This window comes from Enterococcus timonensis (genome assembly GCF_900104595.1).
Classification (GTDB): domain Bacteria; phylum Bacillota; class Bacilli; order Lactobacillales; family Enterococcaceae; genus Enterococcus_J; species Enterococcus_J timonensis.
On record NZ_FNVY01000004.1, the window covers coordinates 963,495 to 980,842 of the forward strand.

Sequence of the window (17,348 nt, forward strand, 5' to 3'; positions counted from 1 at the left end):
TAACGAAAATTTTAAAAAAATGCGCCTCAAACTATCACAATTTAAATCATTTTTCCGGAAACTTTAAAATTATTTAGTAAAAATAAAATGCAAATTCGGTATTTCTTCGAAGTGATCATCATAATAAGTCACTTTGTATTGCGTTGAATCAGCTTCAATAATCGCAAAACTCCGGTACGGCAATTTGCCTCGCGGTTGAGAAATACTGCCGGGATTGACAAATAAAATGTTGCCATGGCGTTGAGCATCGATGATATGCGTATGACCATACAAACAAATAGTCGCCCCAGCTTCTTGAGCCGCCTCGCCGATTTTTTTCAAGCCAAAACGGACGTCATAACGGTGTCCATGGGTCATGTAAATTGTTTCATCGCCAATTTTTGTAACCGAAGAAATAGGATATCCAGGATCAAAATCACAATTTCCAGAAACTTTGGCCGTGAAATGATTCCACACCGCATCAATACTTACTAGTTCAGAGTCGCCGCAGTGAAACATGCCGTCAACTTTCCCGGCAAACCGCTCGCTGATTTGTTCCAAAATTTCCTTGTTCCCATGATTATCGCTGACCACTAAAATTTTCATTGTTGTCCTTCTTTCCACCAGTCAGGCCACTTTTGTTGCAAATTTTTAATTGCATTTCCGCGGTGTGAGAGTTTATTTTTTTCAGCTGCGGTTAATTGAGCCGCTGTTTTTTCCAACTCTGGCACATAAAATAAAGAATCATAACCGAAACCATTTTCCCCTTGCGGAACATTGGCAATCATTCCTGACCAACTTCCAGTGGCAATCAAGGTTTCACGCTCCGGTGCCGCTACTGCTAATGCGCAGAAAAATTGCGCTTGTCGTGCTTCTTTTGGAACAATAGCCAGTTCAGCTAATAATTTGGCATTATTTCTAGCATCATTTTTTTCTGGTCCTGAAAACCGGGCGGAAAAAATCCCTGGCAAATTATCTAGAGCTGCTACCATTAAGCCGGAATCGTCAGCTAAAACCATTTGTTGCAATGTTTCGGCTAAACTTTCCGCTTTTATAGTGGCATTTTCTTGAAATGTTTGACCAGTCTCGGGAATTTCTGGAACTTCTGGAAAATCTAACAAAGTTTTCACTGTAAAGCCCATTGGTTTAAAAATAGTCGCAAATTCTTTAGCTTTACCCGGATTTTTTGTCGCAATTACAATTGTTTTGCCCTCTTGTTGGACGGGAATCATTGCTTGCTTGATTTCGGCAAAAATATCGGCCGCTCCTACTTGTCCATAAGCGAGTAATCCGTTTAATTCGCTACCACTGACGGCTTCTTGACCAAAAATTTGCAACTCAAAAAAATCACCAGCTTCATTTAAAACCAAATTAGCCGTAGCCACGGCTTCTTTTTTTTCGTGGGCATCGGGATCTAAAACAACGGACCCGTCAATCAGAAGACAGCCTGTAATTCCCACAATTTGTTCGGCATTTTTTACTATTTTTTTTACGGCTAAACTGGCCGCTGTGATCAAAGTGGTTACCGTATTGCCGTCTGCCTGCAAAACCACACAGTCTACTAAAATATTGGGCACTTGTTCTTTTTCTCTACTTGGCAAGCTGTTTAACATTTTAGTAAGCGCCCGCGTGATAAATTGTTCTTTTTCAAAATTTTCTGCTTCAGCTAATTGTTTGCCTGAAAAATGATGAACGGTCAAATTAACTTTTAGCGTTTGTTTTTGACTTTCCGGAGCTATTTGCGCATAAGCCACTACTTTTGTTTGTCCTAAATCAATCATCACCGCATTTTTTCCATAAATAAATGGTTGACTCGTAATTTTTAAAGGACGTAATTGGTTGGAATAACGACCATCATAACGCATGATTTTCCTCCGTTTCAAGATCGACATGAGCCACTGATAATTGACTCACTTCTAGCCAGTTTTCGGCAATCTCGGCAAATAATTTTTCAGATCCAGTCGTAAAAAATTGATGATGACGCGTTTTATCTCTAGATAATTCGCCGATTCCATAATCATCTAGCAAGGCCGAAACTTCGCTAACTGTTTCCGCTCCAGAATCTATCAACGTCACCGCCGGACCGACTGCATTTTGAATTAGCGTCCGCAAAATCGGATAATGAGTACAGCCTAAAATTAACGTATCGATATTTTTTGGCAAAACCGCCAACGTTTCGCTGACCACCTTTTCAGCCCGCGGCGTTTGCGCTTGATCGTGCTCCACCACATCGACAAAATCTGGGCAAGCCAAACTCGTCACTGAAAGCCGGCTATCTTTTACATGGAGGGTATGGGCATAAGCATCACTTTTAATGGTACCTAATGTACCAATCACAGCAATATTTTTATTTTTCGTCGCTTTAACCGCCGCACGAGCGCCTGGTAAAATCACGCCAATCACCGGAATAGTTAATTTTTCCCGAACAATTTCTAAAGCTACCGAGGTTGCCGTGTTACAAGCAATCACAAGCATTTTAATATCTTTCTGGACCAAAAAATCGGCCATTTCTAATGTATATTGAATGATTTCTTCTTTAGGTCTAGGACCATATGGACAACGGGCCGTATCCCCAATATAAATTATTTCTTCGTGGGGGAGTTGCTTCATGGCTTCTTTGACCACTGTCAAACCGCCGACTCCCGAATCCATAAAACCAATAGGACGTTGCATTATTTCACTCCTACAATTTTTGTTTTTTCAAATCAGTCTTTATTTTCTCTTTTTTTACCAAATTTTACAAGGGAACGCGTCTTTTAAGTCCATTTCTTTTTAAGATTTTAACAATCGATGATATGATGAAATAAAGGAGGAATGCCCAATGACAGAACGTGCAAAAAAATTAGCTGACCTAGCAACCGATTCGAAAGATTTACATTTTGACAAGATTGACGAATTAGAAGAAAAATTAGGTCTGGACCAAGAATCTTTAGATAGCCAAGAACAACAAGAAGATGGTGACCAAGTTCCGCCAAAAAAATTTGACGACGTCTTAAAAAACGTCCCCATCCTCCCCCCAGACCTAAGCCAACAACCATAAGGATATAAAAAAAGCGGTCAGCGGCGTAACAAATTAGAAAAATGGTGAATGACTTTGTAAAAGTCAGTAGGCATTTTATCTATTTGTCTAGCCGCTGCTTTTTTTATACCGAGTAATAAGGATAAAAAAAGCAGCGATGTCAAAAAGATTTTTCTTTTTGGCATCGCCGCTTTTTTATTTATCTCAATACTACTTTAAATTCAGTTTCTAATGCTTTGATGATTTTATTTACGGCTTGTTCAATTTGTTCGTCGGTTAAGGTTTCTTCTGACGATGAAAATTGCAAACTATAAGCCAAGCTCTTTTGATCTTCTCCAATGCCTTTGCCTTGGTAGACGTCAAATAATTTTACTGATTGCAAATATCGTGGGCCTTTTTCTTTAATTAGCGCCGAAATATCTTGGTGAGAGACTTCTTTTCCAACTAATAAAGCCAAATCGCGGCTAACGGTTGGGAATTTGGAAACAGCTTGGTAATGAATTTTTTCAGTGTGGGCAAAAACCACTGGCAAGCTCAATTCCAAAACAAACGTATCAGAAATATCGTAACGACCAGCCACTTCAGGATGCACTTTCCCAATAATCCCAGCTAAATCATCGCCAAAATAAATTTTCCCACTTTGTCCAGGATGCAATTCATTTATCTCAGCCGTTTTTTCTAGGCGAATGTTGGTCATCCCAAATATTTCTTCTAAGCGTTCTAATAAACCTTTGACGGTATAAAAATCAACCTTCTCGGCTTTTTCTTGCCAAGTGTCTGTGCCAAAATTCCCAGTTAAAGCAATTGCTAAATGATCTTGTTCATCTGGCAAATCTTTTAGCGGATTATTTTTTTGGACAAAAACCCGACCGATTTCATAAAATGCTAAATTTTTATTTTTGCGGGCTGTATTATAGGCGATATCGTCTAACAAACCACTAATCAAATTCAAACGCAGGACAGAACGCTCTTCACTCATAGGCCACATTAATTTAGTCAGTTGGGAATTTTTCGTTTCGCCAAAAACAAATTGTTGGGCTTTTTCTGGCGTGGTCAAAGCGTAACTAATCGCTTCAATTAAGCCGGCACCATTTAAACTGTGGCGGATTTCTTTAGTGAAACGTTGGTGATCAGTTAGCGCACCTAGCGTGGATTCCCCTTTTGGAAAAGTGGTTGGCAAACGATCATAACCATAAATCCGGGCCACTTCTTCAATTAAATCAGCAGCAATTGAAATATCCCAGCGGCGCAATGGAACAGTCACTGCAAAAATATTATTTGTTTCCGTTGTTGGAAATTGTAATTGAGCAAAAATTTGCAAGACGTCACCAACTGTTAATTCGGTGCCTAAATATTGATTGATTTGGCCTAAAGAAACTTCAACAATTGGTTCATTGACGTCAAGTGTTTTGCCAGTTAAAGTACCTTGTAAAATCTCGCCGCCAGCTAATTGTTGCATCAATTGAACCGCGCGATCTAAAGCTTCAGTGACTGTATCAACATTAATTCCTTTTTCAAAGCGTGAAGAAGATTCGCTCCGTAAATTAAAACGTTGGCTAGTCAAACGAACAGCTTTACTACTGAAGACGGCCGCTTCAATAACGACATTTTGCGTTTTTTCGGTAATTTCTGAATCCAGTCCACCCATCACACCCGCTAAAGCCACTGGCACATCGCCATCAGTAATCACGGAATCAGCAACTGTTAATTCCCGCTCTTCGCCATCTAAGGTAACTAATTTTTCGCCGGCAGTCGCTTTTCTCACGTGAATTTTATTAGTAGTTAAATGTTCTTTGTCAAATGCATGTAGCGGTTGGCCATATTCCAACAAGACATAGTTCGTAACATCCACCACATTATTAATCGGCCGAATTCCCTCTTTAATGAGGCGCATTTGTAACCAGACAGGACTTGGTGCAATTTTTACATTTTCAATAATCCGCAAATTATAACTTAATGTATCTTCATCATCCACCGTTACAGAAAGGTGGTCACTAATTTTTTCGCCTGTTTCAGAAAATGTAACTTCCGGAAAACGAACTTCCTGATTGTAAATGGCGGCCACTTCATAAGCTACACCATGCATCGATAAAGCATCGGCGCGATTTGGCGTAATGGAAAGTTCAATCACTGGATCGTTAAAGCCAAGATATTCCAGCGCGTCCATCCCAATTGGCGCATCTTCAGGCAACACATAAATCCCTTCAGAAAAATCTTTCGGTGCCAAATTTTCAGCAATACCTAATTCTTGTAACGCACAAATCATGCCGTTAGAAACTTCGCCACGAATTTTACCTTTTTTAATTTTAACGTTGTCACCAATCCGCGCTCCAGGTAAAGCCACAATGACTTTTTGCCCAGTAGCAATATTTGGCGCTCCGCAAATAATTTGTGAAATTTCATCCCCTAAATCCACCTGACAAATCGTTAAGTGATCAGAATCTGGATGAGGTTTCGTTTCTGTAACAAAACCTATCACAATTTTTTTCAAGCCGGCACTGATTTCTTCAATACCTTCTACTTCAATGCCGGTCACCGACATTTTATCGCCCAATTGTTGAGCAGAAATATTTTCAAGATTGACAAACTCATTTAACCATTGATACGAAACTAGCATCGGCTCCTACTCCTTTGTTTGAAATTGTCCCAAAAAGCGGACATCATTTAAATAAAAATTACGAATATCGTTGACGCCATAACGCAGCATAGCCACCCGATCTGGCCCTAAGCCAAAAGCAAATCCCGTGTAAACATCAGGATCAATACCCGACATCGCCAACACTTTAGGATGCACCATACCCGCACCTAAAATTTCAATCCAACCGGTATATTTGCAGACGTTACAACCTTTACCGCCGCATTTAAAACAAGAAACATCCACTTCAACGGACGGTTCCGTAAAAGGAAAATAACTTGGGCGCAAACGAATCGAACGATTTTCTCCAAACATTTTCTTCATAACCGCTTCTAAAGTTCCTTTAAGATCGGCCATGGTGATACCTTTATCTACTACTAAACCTTCAATTTGATGAAATTGATGGGAATGGGTCGCATCATCCGTATCGCGACGGAAAACTTTTCCTGGAGAAATCATTTTTAAAGCGCCTTTTGAAAAATCATGTTGCTCCATTGTCCGCGCTTGGACTGGCGAGGTGTGAGTCCGCACTAGAATATCTTCAGAAATATAAAAAGTATCTTGCATATCGCGTGCCGGATGATCTTTTGGCAAATTCATCCGTTCAAAATTATAATGGTCACTTTCAACTTCGCGGCCTTCAATAATTTGATAACCCATTCCAATAAAGACATCTTCAATTTCTTCCATTACTTGGGTCAAAATATGGCTCGTACCCGCGGTGATTTTTTTGCCGGGCAAAGTAATATCAATACTTTCAGCAGCAATTTCTTCTTGTAATTTTTTTTGTTCCAGCAAAACTTTCTTTTCATCGATTGATTGTTGCAGCTGATTTTTAATAATGTTAGCAAAACTACCCACTTTGGGACGTTCTTCATTAGATAAATCCTTCATTCCCCGCAACACTTCGGTAATCGGACCTTTTTTCCCTAATAAATTAACCCGCAGATCATTTAAACTTCCCAAATTATCAGAAGCGGTAATTTTTTCCAGTGATTCTTCTTTTAATTGTTCCAATTGACTTTGTAAACTCATGGGATCCTCCTTAATTTTTTCAAGATGGAAGAAAACAAAAAAATCCCGTTCCAATAAAGGAACGAGATCTTCGCGGTACCATCCTGATTCGATAATTTCTTATCGCTCTTTGTGGCGGTAACGGGCCTAACCGTAAAGTGACTCCGGAAGTGAACTTCATTGTTGGTTTTTGATTTTGACTTCCAATCACGGTCAAAACTCCCTGACAAAAGCCCAACAATTACTCTTTTCCCTCAACGTCTTTGTGTATAGTGTACAAAAAAAAATGAAAATAATCAAGAGGTGGGACAAAAGTCCCACCTCTTTTTCGGGCTGTTTAAGTTAGTGCTTAGGAAAAAAGACAAAATACCTTCTGCCAGCAAGCTGTCATACACCATTTCCCTATTTTTCTACAGCACGAAACAACTTAAACACCACGTCTTTTTCACTTCTTATGCTAAATTTTCAATCCATTTATCCGACCAGCGTCGTAAATCCATAATTGAATTTTTCAAATCCATTCCTTTTTGGGTCAAATGATATTCCCAACGTTTTGTATCAGGTCCACAACTTATTTTTTCTACTAAAGTTTCAGTTTCCAGCTCTTTCAAACGTTCCGCTAAAACTCGGTCAGACACATCGGGAATTTTTTCAGCGATTTCCGTAAAACGTTGCGGGCCGCCTTCTAATAAAACATCCACAATTAGACCATTCCATTTTTTCCCAAGAATGGTAAATGTCTTTTGAAATTTAGGACATAATTGATATTCCATGCTTTGTTCCATATCTTTCACCTCACGAATTAAAAGTATAGCATAAAAGCTTATTTTTTGTAAGAGATTTGCTTACTATTAATAAGTATCTAGTTCGAAGCTGAAAATTGCACTTGAATATAGAAAATGAATTAAAAAAAGAGGCTCTATAATTTATTGGACTGATAGAATAAAAATTCTGTCGGTCCCTATTTGTATAAAAAAACAAGAAAACATACAAATTTTCCGTTAGAATAGAATCACCATCATCACATTCTGGGGAGGAAAATTTGTATGTTCGAATTCAATGATATCAAAAAATTGCTTAGAATAAAAGACTCAAATATTGAAATTCATAGTGTTGAGGAAGAAAGGGACAAAAAAGGTGGGCATCTCGTCGTCTATGCTTCCTTAACGAATCAAGTTTCACGCTGTCCTGAGTGTGGTCAGGCAGATGAAAAAACGATTGTTAAAAATGGCGGAAAACAGTCTCGAATCCTTTTAAATTCTGCGGGCAACCAGAGGACTTATCTCAATCTCAAGAAACAAAGATATCTCTGCCGCAACTGCCATAGTTATTTTACCGCCAAAACGTACCTAGTGGATCGCTTTTGCTTTATTGCTAAACAAGTATTTTACAAGGCATTTGAGGAGCTCACTGAAAAAAATACGGCTAAAAATATTGCCAAACATTGTTTCGTTTCTAGTTCTACTTTACAAAAATCAATCGACTTATTAGGTCAGGAAATCAACATTAAAAAGAATTGGTTGCCCAAATGTTTACTATTTGATGAATTTCGTTCTTTAACCACTGACAAAGGAAAATTTGCTTTTTCTTGTATGGATGGTGATACGGGCAAACTGTTTGATATTCTTCCTAGCCGCAGAAAGAATGACCTTGTGGACTATTTTATGAGCTTCGATCGCCAGGCCCGGCACAGTGTTCGTTACGTGGTGTCGGATATGAATGCCCCGTATCTAAAAGTTGTTAAAATTTGTTTCCCTAACGCTAAGCTTATCATTGACCGATTTCATATTGTCCAGCACATGAACCGTTGCTTTGATAACCTGCGGGTCAGAGTAATGAAAAGCCTCAATCAAAACGATCCCTCACAGGCCAAACAATACCGGCAATTAAAAAAGCTCAATCGTCTTCTTTTAATGAGTCACGATAAATTAGATTTTCAAACATTTAAAAAAAGAGCGAATTTTAGTTGGAGCTACTTAACACAAACCGAAATCGTGGACCGACTTTTAACCATTTCTGAGGATCTTTCCCTGGGCTACAACTACTACCAAGATTTGATTTACGCCTTCAATCATAAGGATGGCGGCGAATTTTATCGTCTTTTAAATGAGATGCCTGAAGAAATTCCCGCCGAACTCCAAATATTAAAACGTACTTTCCGTAAACACGAAGCAGGCATTCGCCTGTCTTTAGAAAAATCCTATTCCAATGCAAAACTAGAAAATATCCACACCCATATAAAAGTCCTCAAAAGAGTCGCTTACGGGTATCGAAATTTCTCCAACATGCGCGCTCGAATCTTCTTAACCAACAACCTTATTTCTATTAAATAAAAAAACAGCCAAAGCAGAAAATAAATTCTGCCTTAACTGTTTTAAATAATCCTATCAGTCCGATTTGACATTGAGCCAAAAAAGAAGACTAGTTGGAAAATGATTTCCAGGGTTAGTCTTCTTGTTGTTTATTTTCTTTTTCATTGAAGGATTGAACAAATGAAGCAAGCTTCAATATGCTTATATCAGAAAGAGAGCCTATTTTTTTAAACTCAACATCAAGATTTTTCTTTAACACCAAAACTGTTCCAATATCAATCCAAGATTTTTTCTTTAAGCCGACGCTCTCCCAATCTTCAATATAAAAATACTGTTTTTTGATCCTGTTAGACTTCTGCTCAAATTTACTAGTAATTGAAAAAAACTGGACCTCATTATCAACATCTTCAATTACTAATATTGGGCGACGTTTTCCTGAACTAGATTGAGCGAATGAAACAAATACAGAAACAATCTCATTCGTCTTCATCCAACCACTCCATCAGTTCGTCATTTGTTGACAAAACTTGTTTTGGTGAATTTTTGGTAGCATTCATTAACGCCACTTTTGCTTGTTCATGTTCTGTTAACTCAAGATCAAAAGGAATCCCGCCGTTTGCAACAACTCGTTTATAAAAAACTGTTATTGCAGAAGTTGCATTGAGACCTAGAGCATTGAAAACTGATTCAGCTTCATTAAACAGTTCTTCGTCAATCTGCACCTGAACTCTTTTTTTATCTTTTGTTTTCATCTAAACGGCCTCCTTTTACTCAAATCATACTACTATTTGAGTATTAAATCAAGAAATCTAACCCTTTTGAACTTCTTTACTACATTATATTTTGAGTATTTTCTAGTTATCCGGATTTTATTCAAATCAATTTGAATATGTAAAAGGACGACTAGAATAGTAGCTAGTCGTCCTTTTTTCTGTTTTCTATAGCTTAATTAAATTTTTTTACAAGGCGAAGGCTTCATTAGTATCTAAAGCGACAACCACTTTAGCGACGACTTTTTTTCCTGTTGCTTCTTCGATGGCTTGTTGGTAAAGATTCAATTGTCCGCTGTAGCGTTCTTTTAAAGTTTGCGCGCGGTTAATAGGTGATAATTTTTCAATTTGATCGGTTTTAAAATCGAATAAAACCAATCCCTCTTCTATGGCAAAATAGCCGTCGATAATTCCGTGAATCAAGAGATCATTATTCTCTTTCACTTCAGAAAATAAAGTATCTGCTTCTAACAACATGGAAAAAGGTTGCTCCCGTTTTAACGACGTCGCGTGTTTTAATAAATCTTGGCCAAAATCAGTGGCGAAAAAAGCGACTAACTTCGAAAAATTAATTCTCACTACAACTTCTGGCGTCAGGATCCCTTTTTCTACTAAGTCGTCGGTCAATTGTTTAAAAATTTCAACGTTAGGCGCTACCGTGAGATCCACCAGTTGCAAAAGTAAATGGACCGCTGTACCAACAGAAGCTGCGGTAATTTTTTTCTCTGTAGCCATAAAATTAGGTGTCGCTAGTTCATTTTCAACATAGCGCCCTTGTGTGGTTGTACTAGATTCGGTTGGGTGAAAAGCTAGTGGCGCCATTTGTTTTTCATCAGGATCGGCGAAAATTTGTTTGATTTCAGAGACGCTTTGATAACTAGCCGTTTGAGTGGCGGCGAGATCGTCGTATTTCGCTTGCAAAATGTTCACCGCTTCTGGAGTAATATGGCTGACTTCGGTATTTGGTAAAGTTTCAGGTGCCACAGCCACCGCTGGTTTCAAATCATCTGCCCCGTAAAATGTATAAGAAAAATGACCGTAGTCGGCTAGTTTTTTTAAGGTGAATGGATTTTCAACCGTTAATTTAGCTTGCATTTCTGGATGGCGGATTAACGTGTAGCCCACCCAATCTAACATAGAAGAGTTTTTTAAACGAAGCGGCGCCGAAAGTTTTTCATTTGCTTCAAGGCTCGCTTGTTGCCAAGAATTCAGCATCGCCTCTTCACTTTTATATGAGCCCACGAGAAATATTTTTTGTTCCGCGCGGGTTAGCGCAACATAAAGTTTGCGCATTTCTTCAGAGAGGAGTTGCCCTCTTTTCACTTGTTGAATAAATAATCGCACCCAAGTATTGTGGCGCACCCGTGCCTCATCAAGATAACTGAGGCCCGCGCCTAATTTTTTATCTAAGATGGTTTTTTCGGTAAGGTCTCGAAGATTGAATTTTTTGGTCATATCTAAGATAAAGACCACCGGAAATTCCAGCCCTTTACTGGCGTGAATCGTCATGACCCGCACCGCATTTTCATCAGCCAACACGGCAGGTTCGGCCAAATCTTTATTTTTTTCCTGCATTTTTTCGATAAAACGGATAAATTGAAACAGTCCGCGATAATTCATTTCTTCATATTGACTGGCGCGACGAGCCAAAGCGAGCAAGTTTTCTTTGCGCTGCAAGCCTTCCGCTAGCCCGGTGACATAATCTAAAAATCCTGTTTCTTCATATAAATAAAAAATTAACTGCCGCAACGATAAACCTTTTTTAGCGGCCCGAAAATTTTCTAATTGCTGACAAAAATCAGTGATTTTTTCAGCTAATGGCGAGCTATCTTTTGGATAATTTAAAACGGCCGAATAAAAATCACCATCGGAAATTTTGCCACGAATTTCAGCCAATTCCTCTTCGTCAAAGCCAAAAATAGCCGAATGCATCACAGCAACGATCGGAATATCTTGATAAGGATTGTCGATAATTTTTAGCAACGCCAACATGGTTTTTACCTCGATGGCTTGAAAATAATTATCGGCATCTTGCATAATCACCGGCATACCGTAGTCTTTAAAGGTTTGTAAAATGGTCAAATTATTTTTTTTCGTCGGTACTAGTAAAACAATATCGCGATATTCCACCGGGCGCATTTTTTTCATTTTTTTATCAAAAATTTGAAATGGCTTGGCTAAAAGTTCTTGAATTTTTTGCGCTACTACTGTCAACTCGCCATCTGTTTTGTCTTCAAAAGGATCCGCTTCTTCTAATGCAGCATCGGCGTTATCGTCATTATCAAAAAGCTCTTCAGCGTCCTCTTGACGATTCTCTTCATCTTTCTCTTTTTGAAACAAAAGAATCTCCGGATCAAAACTGGCCTCTTTTTGAAACTGCAGATTCCCTTGCCACAAAGCAGCGTCATCGTCATAATCCAACTGCCCTACTTTTTCGTCCATTAACTGACTGAAAATTAAATTGGTAAACTGCAACACTTCTGGACGCGAACGGAAATTTTCTTGGAGTAAAATCCGCTGGCCCACTGCAGGATCGTTTTTTTGGAAGGCTAAATATTTTTCAATAAAAAGCGCCGGATCCGCCAAACGGAAACCGTAAATCGACTGTTTCACATCACCCACCATAAATAAATTATCGACTTCAGCCACCGAACTCAAAATCGCTTCTTGCAGCTGATTGATATCTTGATACTCATCCACCATCACTTCTTGGAATTTTTCCTGATAAAAAATTTGCGCCGTTAACTGATTTTCCACGGGATCTTTTGTTTGTAAAATTTGCAATGCTAAATGTTCCAAATCATTAAAATCTAGCGCATTATATTGGCGTTTCTTTTGTCCATACGCTTCAATAAAGGCTCGCGTTTTTTCACTCATAGTAGCGACTAGTGCTTGGGCTTTTGGCAGCATTTGCGTTAATTTTTCTGGCGATTCTGGAAAAAGTTGGCTCACTAGATTTTGCAGTCTTTTTTTCATCAGATTTCGCTGATCTTTGATGGCATTCCCTGCTTCTTTAATTACTTCATCATCTTGATGCTCTTTTTTTGTCAACGCACTCCAACGATCAAAGCTAAATTCATTAAGCATTTTCCACTGCTCTTCTAAAGATTTAACGTACAGACTTTCTACCCAAATGTTAGCAAAATCCCGCTCCATTTGAAGTTTAGGAAGATTTTTAGAAAGCGGTGGTTCCTCGGCTTGATGAATTAAAGCATCGTACTCGTTAATAATGTTCCCCAGCTCACTTTTAGCATCCGCCGCCAAAAGGTCCTGCCAATTTTGACGAACCTTTTCTTCTTCATAGGCGTTAGGCAAATCATGCAACCACTGAACAGGATCCGGCAAACTCAAAGCAAAATTAGCCAGTTTAAAAATTATTTCTTGCAAAGTATCATCATTGCGATCGCTATTAAAATTTTGCGACAAAGAAACGAAAGCTTCTTCTTGGTAAAATTCTTCCCGCAAATTTCCCCAAACTTCTTCTTTTAATAAAATATTTTCCGTATCATCTGTTAAAAGACGGAATTTAGGATCTAAGCCAATCAAATAATAATAACGCTGAATGACATTTAAACAAAAAGCATGCAAGGTGGAAATGTTAGCTGCCGGTAATTTGGCTATCTGGCGCAAAAAATAACTTCGGCGCTCCCCAGTTTCATTTTGCAAACTTTCCTTTAAGGCGACTTCAATCCGCGCTTTCATTTCTTTAGCGGCACTTTCGGTAAAGGTAACAATTAATAATTCATCCACTCCAATGCCGGCGCGGATTTTTTCAATCACTCGTTTCACCAGTACGGTAGTTTTTCCAGATCCGGCGGAAGCGGAAACCAAAATATTAGATTCTGTTTGATAAATCGCCTGCCACTGACTGTCAGTATATTGCGCATCGGCTGGTTTTAATGGAATATTCATGGCCGCACCTCCCCGTTTTCTGTTGCATTTTCTTCATTTTTTGGAGCAATTTTACCTAATACATCGCCCTTACTTAAAGGCTCAATCTTGCGATAATTATTTTCCGGCGTTAAGACGTCAAAGCGACAAATACTGCGGAAGGGACAATAATTACAAGCGCGCCGTTTTTTATCGTGATAACTTGGATTGAGTTCAATTTTCCCGCTGACTAAATCATTTCCGGCAGTCACGAGATTTTCCCGATTCCGCGCCCTTAATAAGTCCAGCTCACTTTCACTCACACTTTGACTCTCACTTGTTTTCAACTCGCCACTTTTTAATTTTTGCAACGGCAAAATAATGCTGTGACCTTGGGCATCGGGTTCAATTTCATTTAAAAAATCATCGTCCTTAACTAAAAGTCCTTGATATTTAAATTCCTTATACCAATCTTTTTCCGTGGCTTTTTCCGGCTTTAATTCTGGATTTCTCACATGGAGATAAAAAGCGCCCCCCGCTTTAAAATTATCCGAATCTAGAGACGCTAATTTCCCACTTAATTTTTCTTTATTTTCCGGCATCAATACCACATCTAAATACGTCAGCATCTGCATCGCCAGTCCGTAATAGGCATCGGCGAAACTGAAATTATGCTTGGAAGACTTGTAATCCACAACCGTGATATACGAGCTTTGATCTAAGGCCGTAATATCCACCCGGTCAATAATCCCCCGCAAATATAAATGCTGGCCATTACTCAAAAGAAAATTTGGACCGGTGAGATTTTGCGAATGATGACTCTGACCATCGAAAAACCACTCTGTGGCCACCGTTTGACTCGTCATCTGCCCCATTTGCCAATGAATGGCTTTCACCATATTTTTCAAGGTGGAAATGAGATTATCTTTTAAATAAATCATCCGCTGACTGCGGGCAAACACTTGATAATGGCGCTCCGATAAAACCAAATCCAACGTCTCTGTTAAAAATACTTTCAGCTTTTCGTCAGTCAGATTAGCCAAAAGTTGTCCGTTATGCATAATAATTTTAAATAATTCATCTAGTACTTCATGGAAAAATTCACCAGTAATTTGCGGATTCAAGCCAAAAAGTTCCCGCTCTTTTAATTTCAAACCGTAAGTTAAATAATATTTGTACTGGCAATCATAAAAATTCTCCATTTTAGAAACTGATGCTTGAATATTTTCACCATATAAATCAGTCGCTGTTTCAGGCGTCATATTTTTCGGAATATTTTTTTGTGGCCAAGCTTGTTCTAGCTTTTGATACAGAGGCGCCTCACTACTTTTCCTCAATAAACTTGGCACACTTTGCCAAAAGGGATGCAGCACGGTTTCTTTTTGTCTGTTTACTGCAAAGACGCTGGCATAATCAGTCAGAAGTTGGCGATACGTCGACAGCCGACCAATCGTTTGCGCATCATCTTCCACTTTTTTCAAAGACATTGCTTCTTGCCAATTTAGTTGAAAATGTTGCTTCAAACGCGTTATAAAACTCGATGGCGCCATCAGTCCTTTTTCTTTTTGGCGAGCATAGCTTAAATAAACTCCCGCAGTTCCTGCACTTAACAAATGCAACATATACAAATTTTCTCTTTGATTTTCTTTTTCCGTATCAAAACTCAAAGAATGAAAATCTTGGACGGTGGCGATTTTTTGCCGCTCTTCATCGGTTAATAAAGTATTATTGGCGATTTTTTTCGGCATAGCTTCTTGATCCAAACCTAAGCCAAAGACATACGCCTTATTTTTCGGCAAAGCATTTTCCACTTGTTGAATTTGCACTTGGTCCAAGGTTTGGGGAATTTGGTCATAGGACAATTCACTTAATCCAGTAGCCAAAAGTTGCCGAAAATCCTCGTAGACAAAAGGTTCATCGCCAAAAATAACGACATATTCATCTAAAAGTTGGCACAGCGCTGCCCACGTTTGTTCATGATTTTTAGCTAGAGCGAGATTGCCATTACTAATCGCCTCTTTTTGAAACCAGCTGAATTGCTCTTTGACACCAGATTCTTCTAAAAATTGATAAAAAATGCCGGCAGCTTCTAGGCCTGTCTGAGCTTTTTCTAACGTCTGATAAAAATGATGGACGCAATGGACGAATTGGTCTTTAAAAGTATTGGAAAAATCCTCTAATTCTTTTTCTTTTAAATAACGAGGATCCTTTTTCAACTCGCCAGAATCGATTTGCGGGACTGTCAGTAAATGCCAAGGTCCTTTCGTAAAGTCGGCGCCACGAAAGTCATTTTGCAATAAAATATTTTCAAATAAATCCACTTTACGTTGAAAATCCTGCTGATTTTCTTGCCAATAGCTAAGTTCTTCTTCGTGACTTAGCGGCATTCCATTTAGCTGATTAAATTTTACCGAGTCTTCCCCACCGATAATTTCATCACCATGGATTTCTCCATAGTCATCGTCCCAATAAAGCAGCTCACTTTTTAAAAGTCGCGCCACATCTTGGTAGCGAAAATTACCTTCATGCACTAAAAATAAACTTTCCAAAAATTCCACTAAAGGATGTTGTTTCATCGTTAAACTTTGACTAAACATCATAGGAATTTCGTTTTGAGCAAAAATATTTTCAATTAATTCTTGATACAAAGAAAAATCCCGCAAATAAAGACCGATATCTTTATAGCGCACGCCACTTCGCACTAAGCGTTTGATTTCTTTGGCCACCCACAACACTTCTTCATAGGCGCTTTGTCCTTCGATTAAATGTAAAAAATCATCTACTGCTGGTATTTTTTGTGGTTCTGGCATTTTTTGAAAAGAATCCCGCCAAAAGGTCGCCACTTCTTGGGCCGCTGAATTTTCCGGTTCGGCCACTTCTTGCACCCACTGGGAAATATTTAATTCTCGAGCTACTTCTTGAAATTGCGCCACGTCAGAAACTAACCAGTTTAAAAAATCCGGCGCTTGTGGATCGTAGACTTGATCTAAAACTACCGTGGCGTTTCCAGCCATTAAAGAATTAATCACGCGACGTTCTTCAGGATTAAATTGTTGAAATCCTAAAAAAGTAAAACCTGTCTGACTAACATCTTCTGTCGCTATAAATTCAGATAAAGCTTGCAGCAAACTAGTTTCTCTAAGTTTAAAATTTGGCAACTCTTTGACATATTGCTCGTATAAAAAAAATAATTCCGTCAGTTTTTCAGCTTCTACTCGTTTTAAACTTGGTAGTTGACTCATTTCTAATAAGTCGCCGGCCGTTAACGCCCCTTGTTGCAACTCAGTAAATAAACTTTGCAGCTGGTCAATGAAACCTGGCGCGTTGACTTGGCTTTTTAAGAGCACCAATTCTTCTTGATTTTCTAGCAAGACTTTTTTAATTAGTAAGGGCATCCCCACTTCAGAAATCGCCTGATTCCCAAAAAAAGCCGAGTTTTTCAAATAAAACCAAGCTAAACGCGAGAAACTAAAGACTTGAATATTTAAAAAGGCGTTTTGCTGATTGAAGTCTTTGATTTTTTTCAACAAAGAAACTTCTTCTTGAAACTTAATATGGTTAGGCGCCACAAAAAAGAGCGACTTGATTTGTCCACTCTCTAAATCTGCCAGTCCGCGTTTGACTAGTTGATCTTGATGCAATGCTAAAATTGAACCTTGGGCAATCGTTAAACTCACGGTATTCACCTAATTTCTATATTTTTTCTTCATTAGTTACATTTATTTTCAAGTCATTTTTTTGTTTACTTT

At 38.6% G+C, this 17,348-nt stretch carries 12 protein-coding genes and 1 other annotated feature; of the genes, 2 read left to right on the top strand and 10 right to left on the bottom strand.

Features of this window, described 5'->3' with window-relative positions:
- Positions 1-69: 69 nt before the first annotated feature.
- The 3 genes from BQ5341_RS09345 to racE are packed head-to-tail and all read right to left on the bottom strand — an operon-like array spanning position 70 to position 2,652.
- Complete coding sequence (locus BQ5341_RS09345; RefSeq protein ID WP_071131719.1) at positions 70-585, bottom strand: metallophosphoesterase; 516 nt, start codon at positions 583-585, stop codon at positions 70-72.
- The gene (locus BQ5341_RS09350) at positions 582-1,844 is read right to left on the bottom strand and encodes an XTP/dITP diphosphatase (protein WP_071131720.1); all 1,263 of its coding nucleotides are present in this window, start codon (positions 1,842-1,844) and stop codon (positions 582-584) included. The genes BQ5341_RS09345 and BQ5341_RS09350 overlap by 4 nt, the downstream gene beginning before the upstream one ends.
- Positions 1,834-2,652 carry a glutamate racemase gene (gene racE / locus BQ5341_RS09355; protein ID WP_071131721.1) on the bottom strand — a complete coding sequence of 273 codons (819 nt, stop codon included), beginning with the start codon at positions 2,650-2,652 and terminating at the stop codon, positions 1,834-1,836. The genes BQ5341_RS09350 and racE overlap by 11 nt, the downstream gene beginning before the upstream one ends.
- Positions 2,653-2,800: 148 nt before the next feature.
- Between racE and BQ5341_RS09360 the strand changes: the two genes are divergently transcribed.
- On the top strand, positions 2,801-3,019 hold the full coding sequence (locus BQ5341_RS09360; protein WP_071131722.1) for a hypothetical protein: 219 nt from the start codon (positions 2,801-2,803) through the stop codon (positions 3,017-3,019).
- A gap of 178 nt (positions 3,020-3,197) precedes the next feature.
- Here BQ5341_RS09360 and pheT read toward each other — a convergent pair whose 3' ends face one another.
- From pheT to BQ5341_RS09375, 3 genes are all read right to left on the bottom strand, one after another.
- Positions 3,198-5,615 (bottom strand): phenylalanine--tRNA ligase subunit beta, encoded by a 2,418-nt coding sequence (gene pheT / locus BQ5341_RS09365; protein WP_071131723.1) that lies wholly within the window; start codon positions 5,613-5,615, stop codon positions 3,198-3,200.
- 6 nt (positions 5,616-5,621) lie between these two features.
- Positions 5,622-6,668 (bottom strand): phenylalanine--tRNA ligase subunit alpha, encoded by a 1,047-nt coding sequence (gene pheS / locus BQ5341_RS09370; protein ID WP_071131724.1) that lies wholly within the window; start codon positions 6,666-6,668, stop codon positions 5,622-5,624.
- Positions 6,669-6,722: 54 nt separating this feature from the next.
- Positions 6,723-6,914, bottom strand: a binding site (T-box leader).
- A 185-nt stretch (positions 6,915-7,099) separates the two neighbouring features.
- Positions 7,100-7,432 carry a winged helix-turn-helix transcriptional regulator gene (locus BQ5341_RS09375; RefSeq protein ID WP_071131725.1) on the bottom strand — a complete coding sequence of 111 codons (333 nt, stop codon included), beginning with the start codon at positions 7,430-7,432 and terminating at the stop codon, positions 7,100-7,102.
- Positions 7,433-7,693: 261 nt separating this feature from the next.
- Here BQ5341_RS09375 and BQ5341_RS09380 point away from each other — a divergent pair, with 261 nt between their 5' ends.
- The gene (locus tag BQ5341_RS09380; protein WP_071131322.1) at positions 7,694-8,980 is read left to right on the top strand and encodes an ISL3 family transposase; all 1,287 of its coding nucleotides are present in this window, start codon (positions 7,694-7,696) and stop codon (positions 8,978-8,980) included.
- Positions 8,981-9,092: 112 nt separating this feature from the next.
- Here BQ5341_RS09380 and BQ5341_RS09385 read toward each other — a convergent pair whose 3' ends face one another.
- The 4 genes from BQ5341_RS09385 to BQ5341_RS09400 form a co-directional block, all read right to left on the bottom strand.
- Positions 9,093-9,449 carry a hypothetical protein gene (locus BQ5341_RS09385; protein ID WP_071131726.1) on the bottom strand — a complete coding sequence of 119 codons (357 nt, stop codon included), beginning with the start codon at positions 9,447-9,449 and terminating at the stop codon, positions 9,093-9,095.
- Positions 9,436-9,711, bottom strand: a complete 276-nt coding sequence (locus BQ5341_RS09390) for a type II toxin-antitoxin system RelB/DinJ family antitoxin (RefSeq protein ID WP_071131727.1) — start codon at positions 9,709-9,711, stop codon at positions 9,436-9,438. Before BQ5341_RS09390 ends, BQ5341_RS09385 begins: the two co-directional genes overlap by 14 nt.
- 207 nt (positions 9,712-9,918) lie before the next feature.
- Positions 9,919-13,641, bottom strand: coding sequence for a helicase-exonuclease AddAB subunit AddA (gene addA / locus BQ5341_RS09395; RefSeq protein WP_071131728.1), 3,723 nt, complete (start codon positions 13,639-13,641; stop codon positions 9,919-9,921).
- Positions 13,638-17,276 carry a PD-(D/E)XK nuclease family protein gene (locus tag BQ5341_RS09400; RefSeq protein WP_071131729.1) on the bottom strand — a complete coding sequence of 1,213 codons (3,639 nt, stop codon included), beginning with the start codon at positions 17,274-17,276 and terminating at the stop codon, positions 13,638-13,640. The genes addA and BQ5341_RS09400 overlap by 4 nt, the downstream gene beginning before the upstream one ends.
- Between the last annotated feature and the right edge of the window lie 72 nt (positions 17,277-17,348).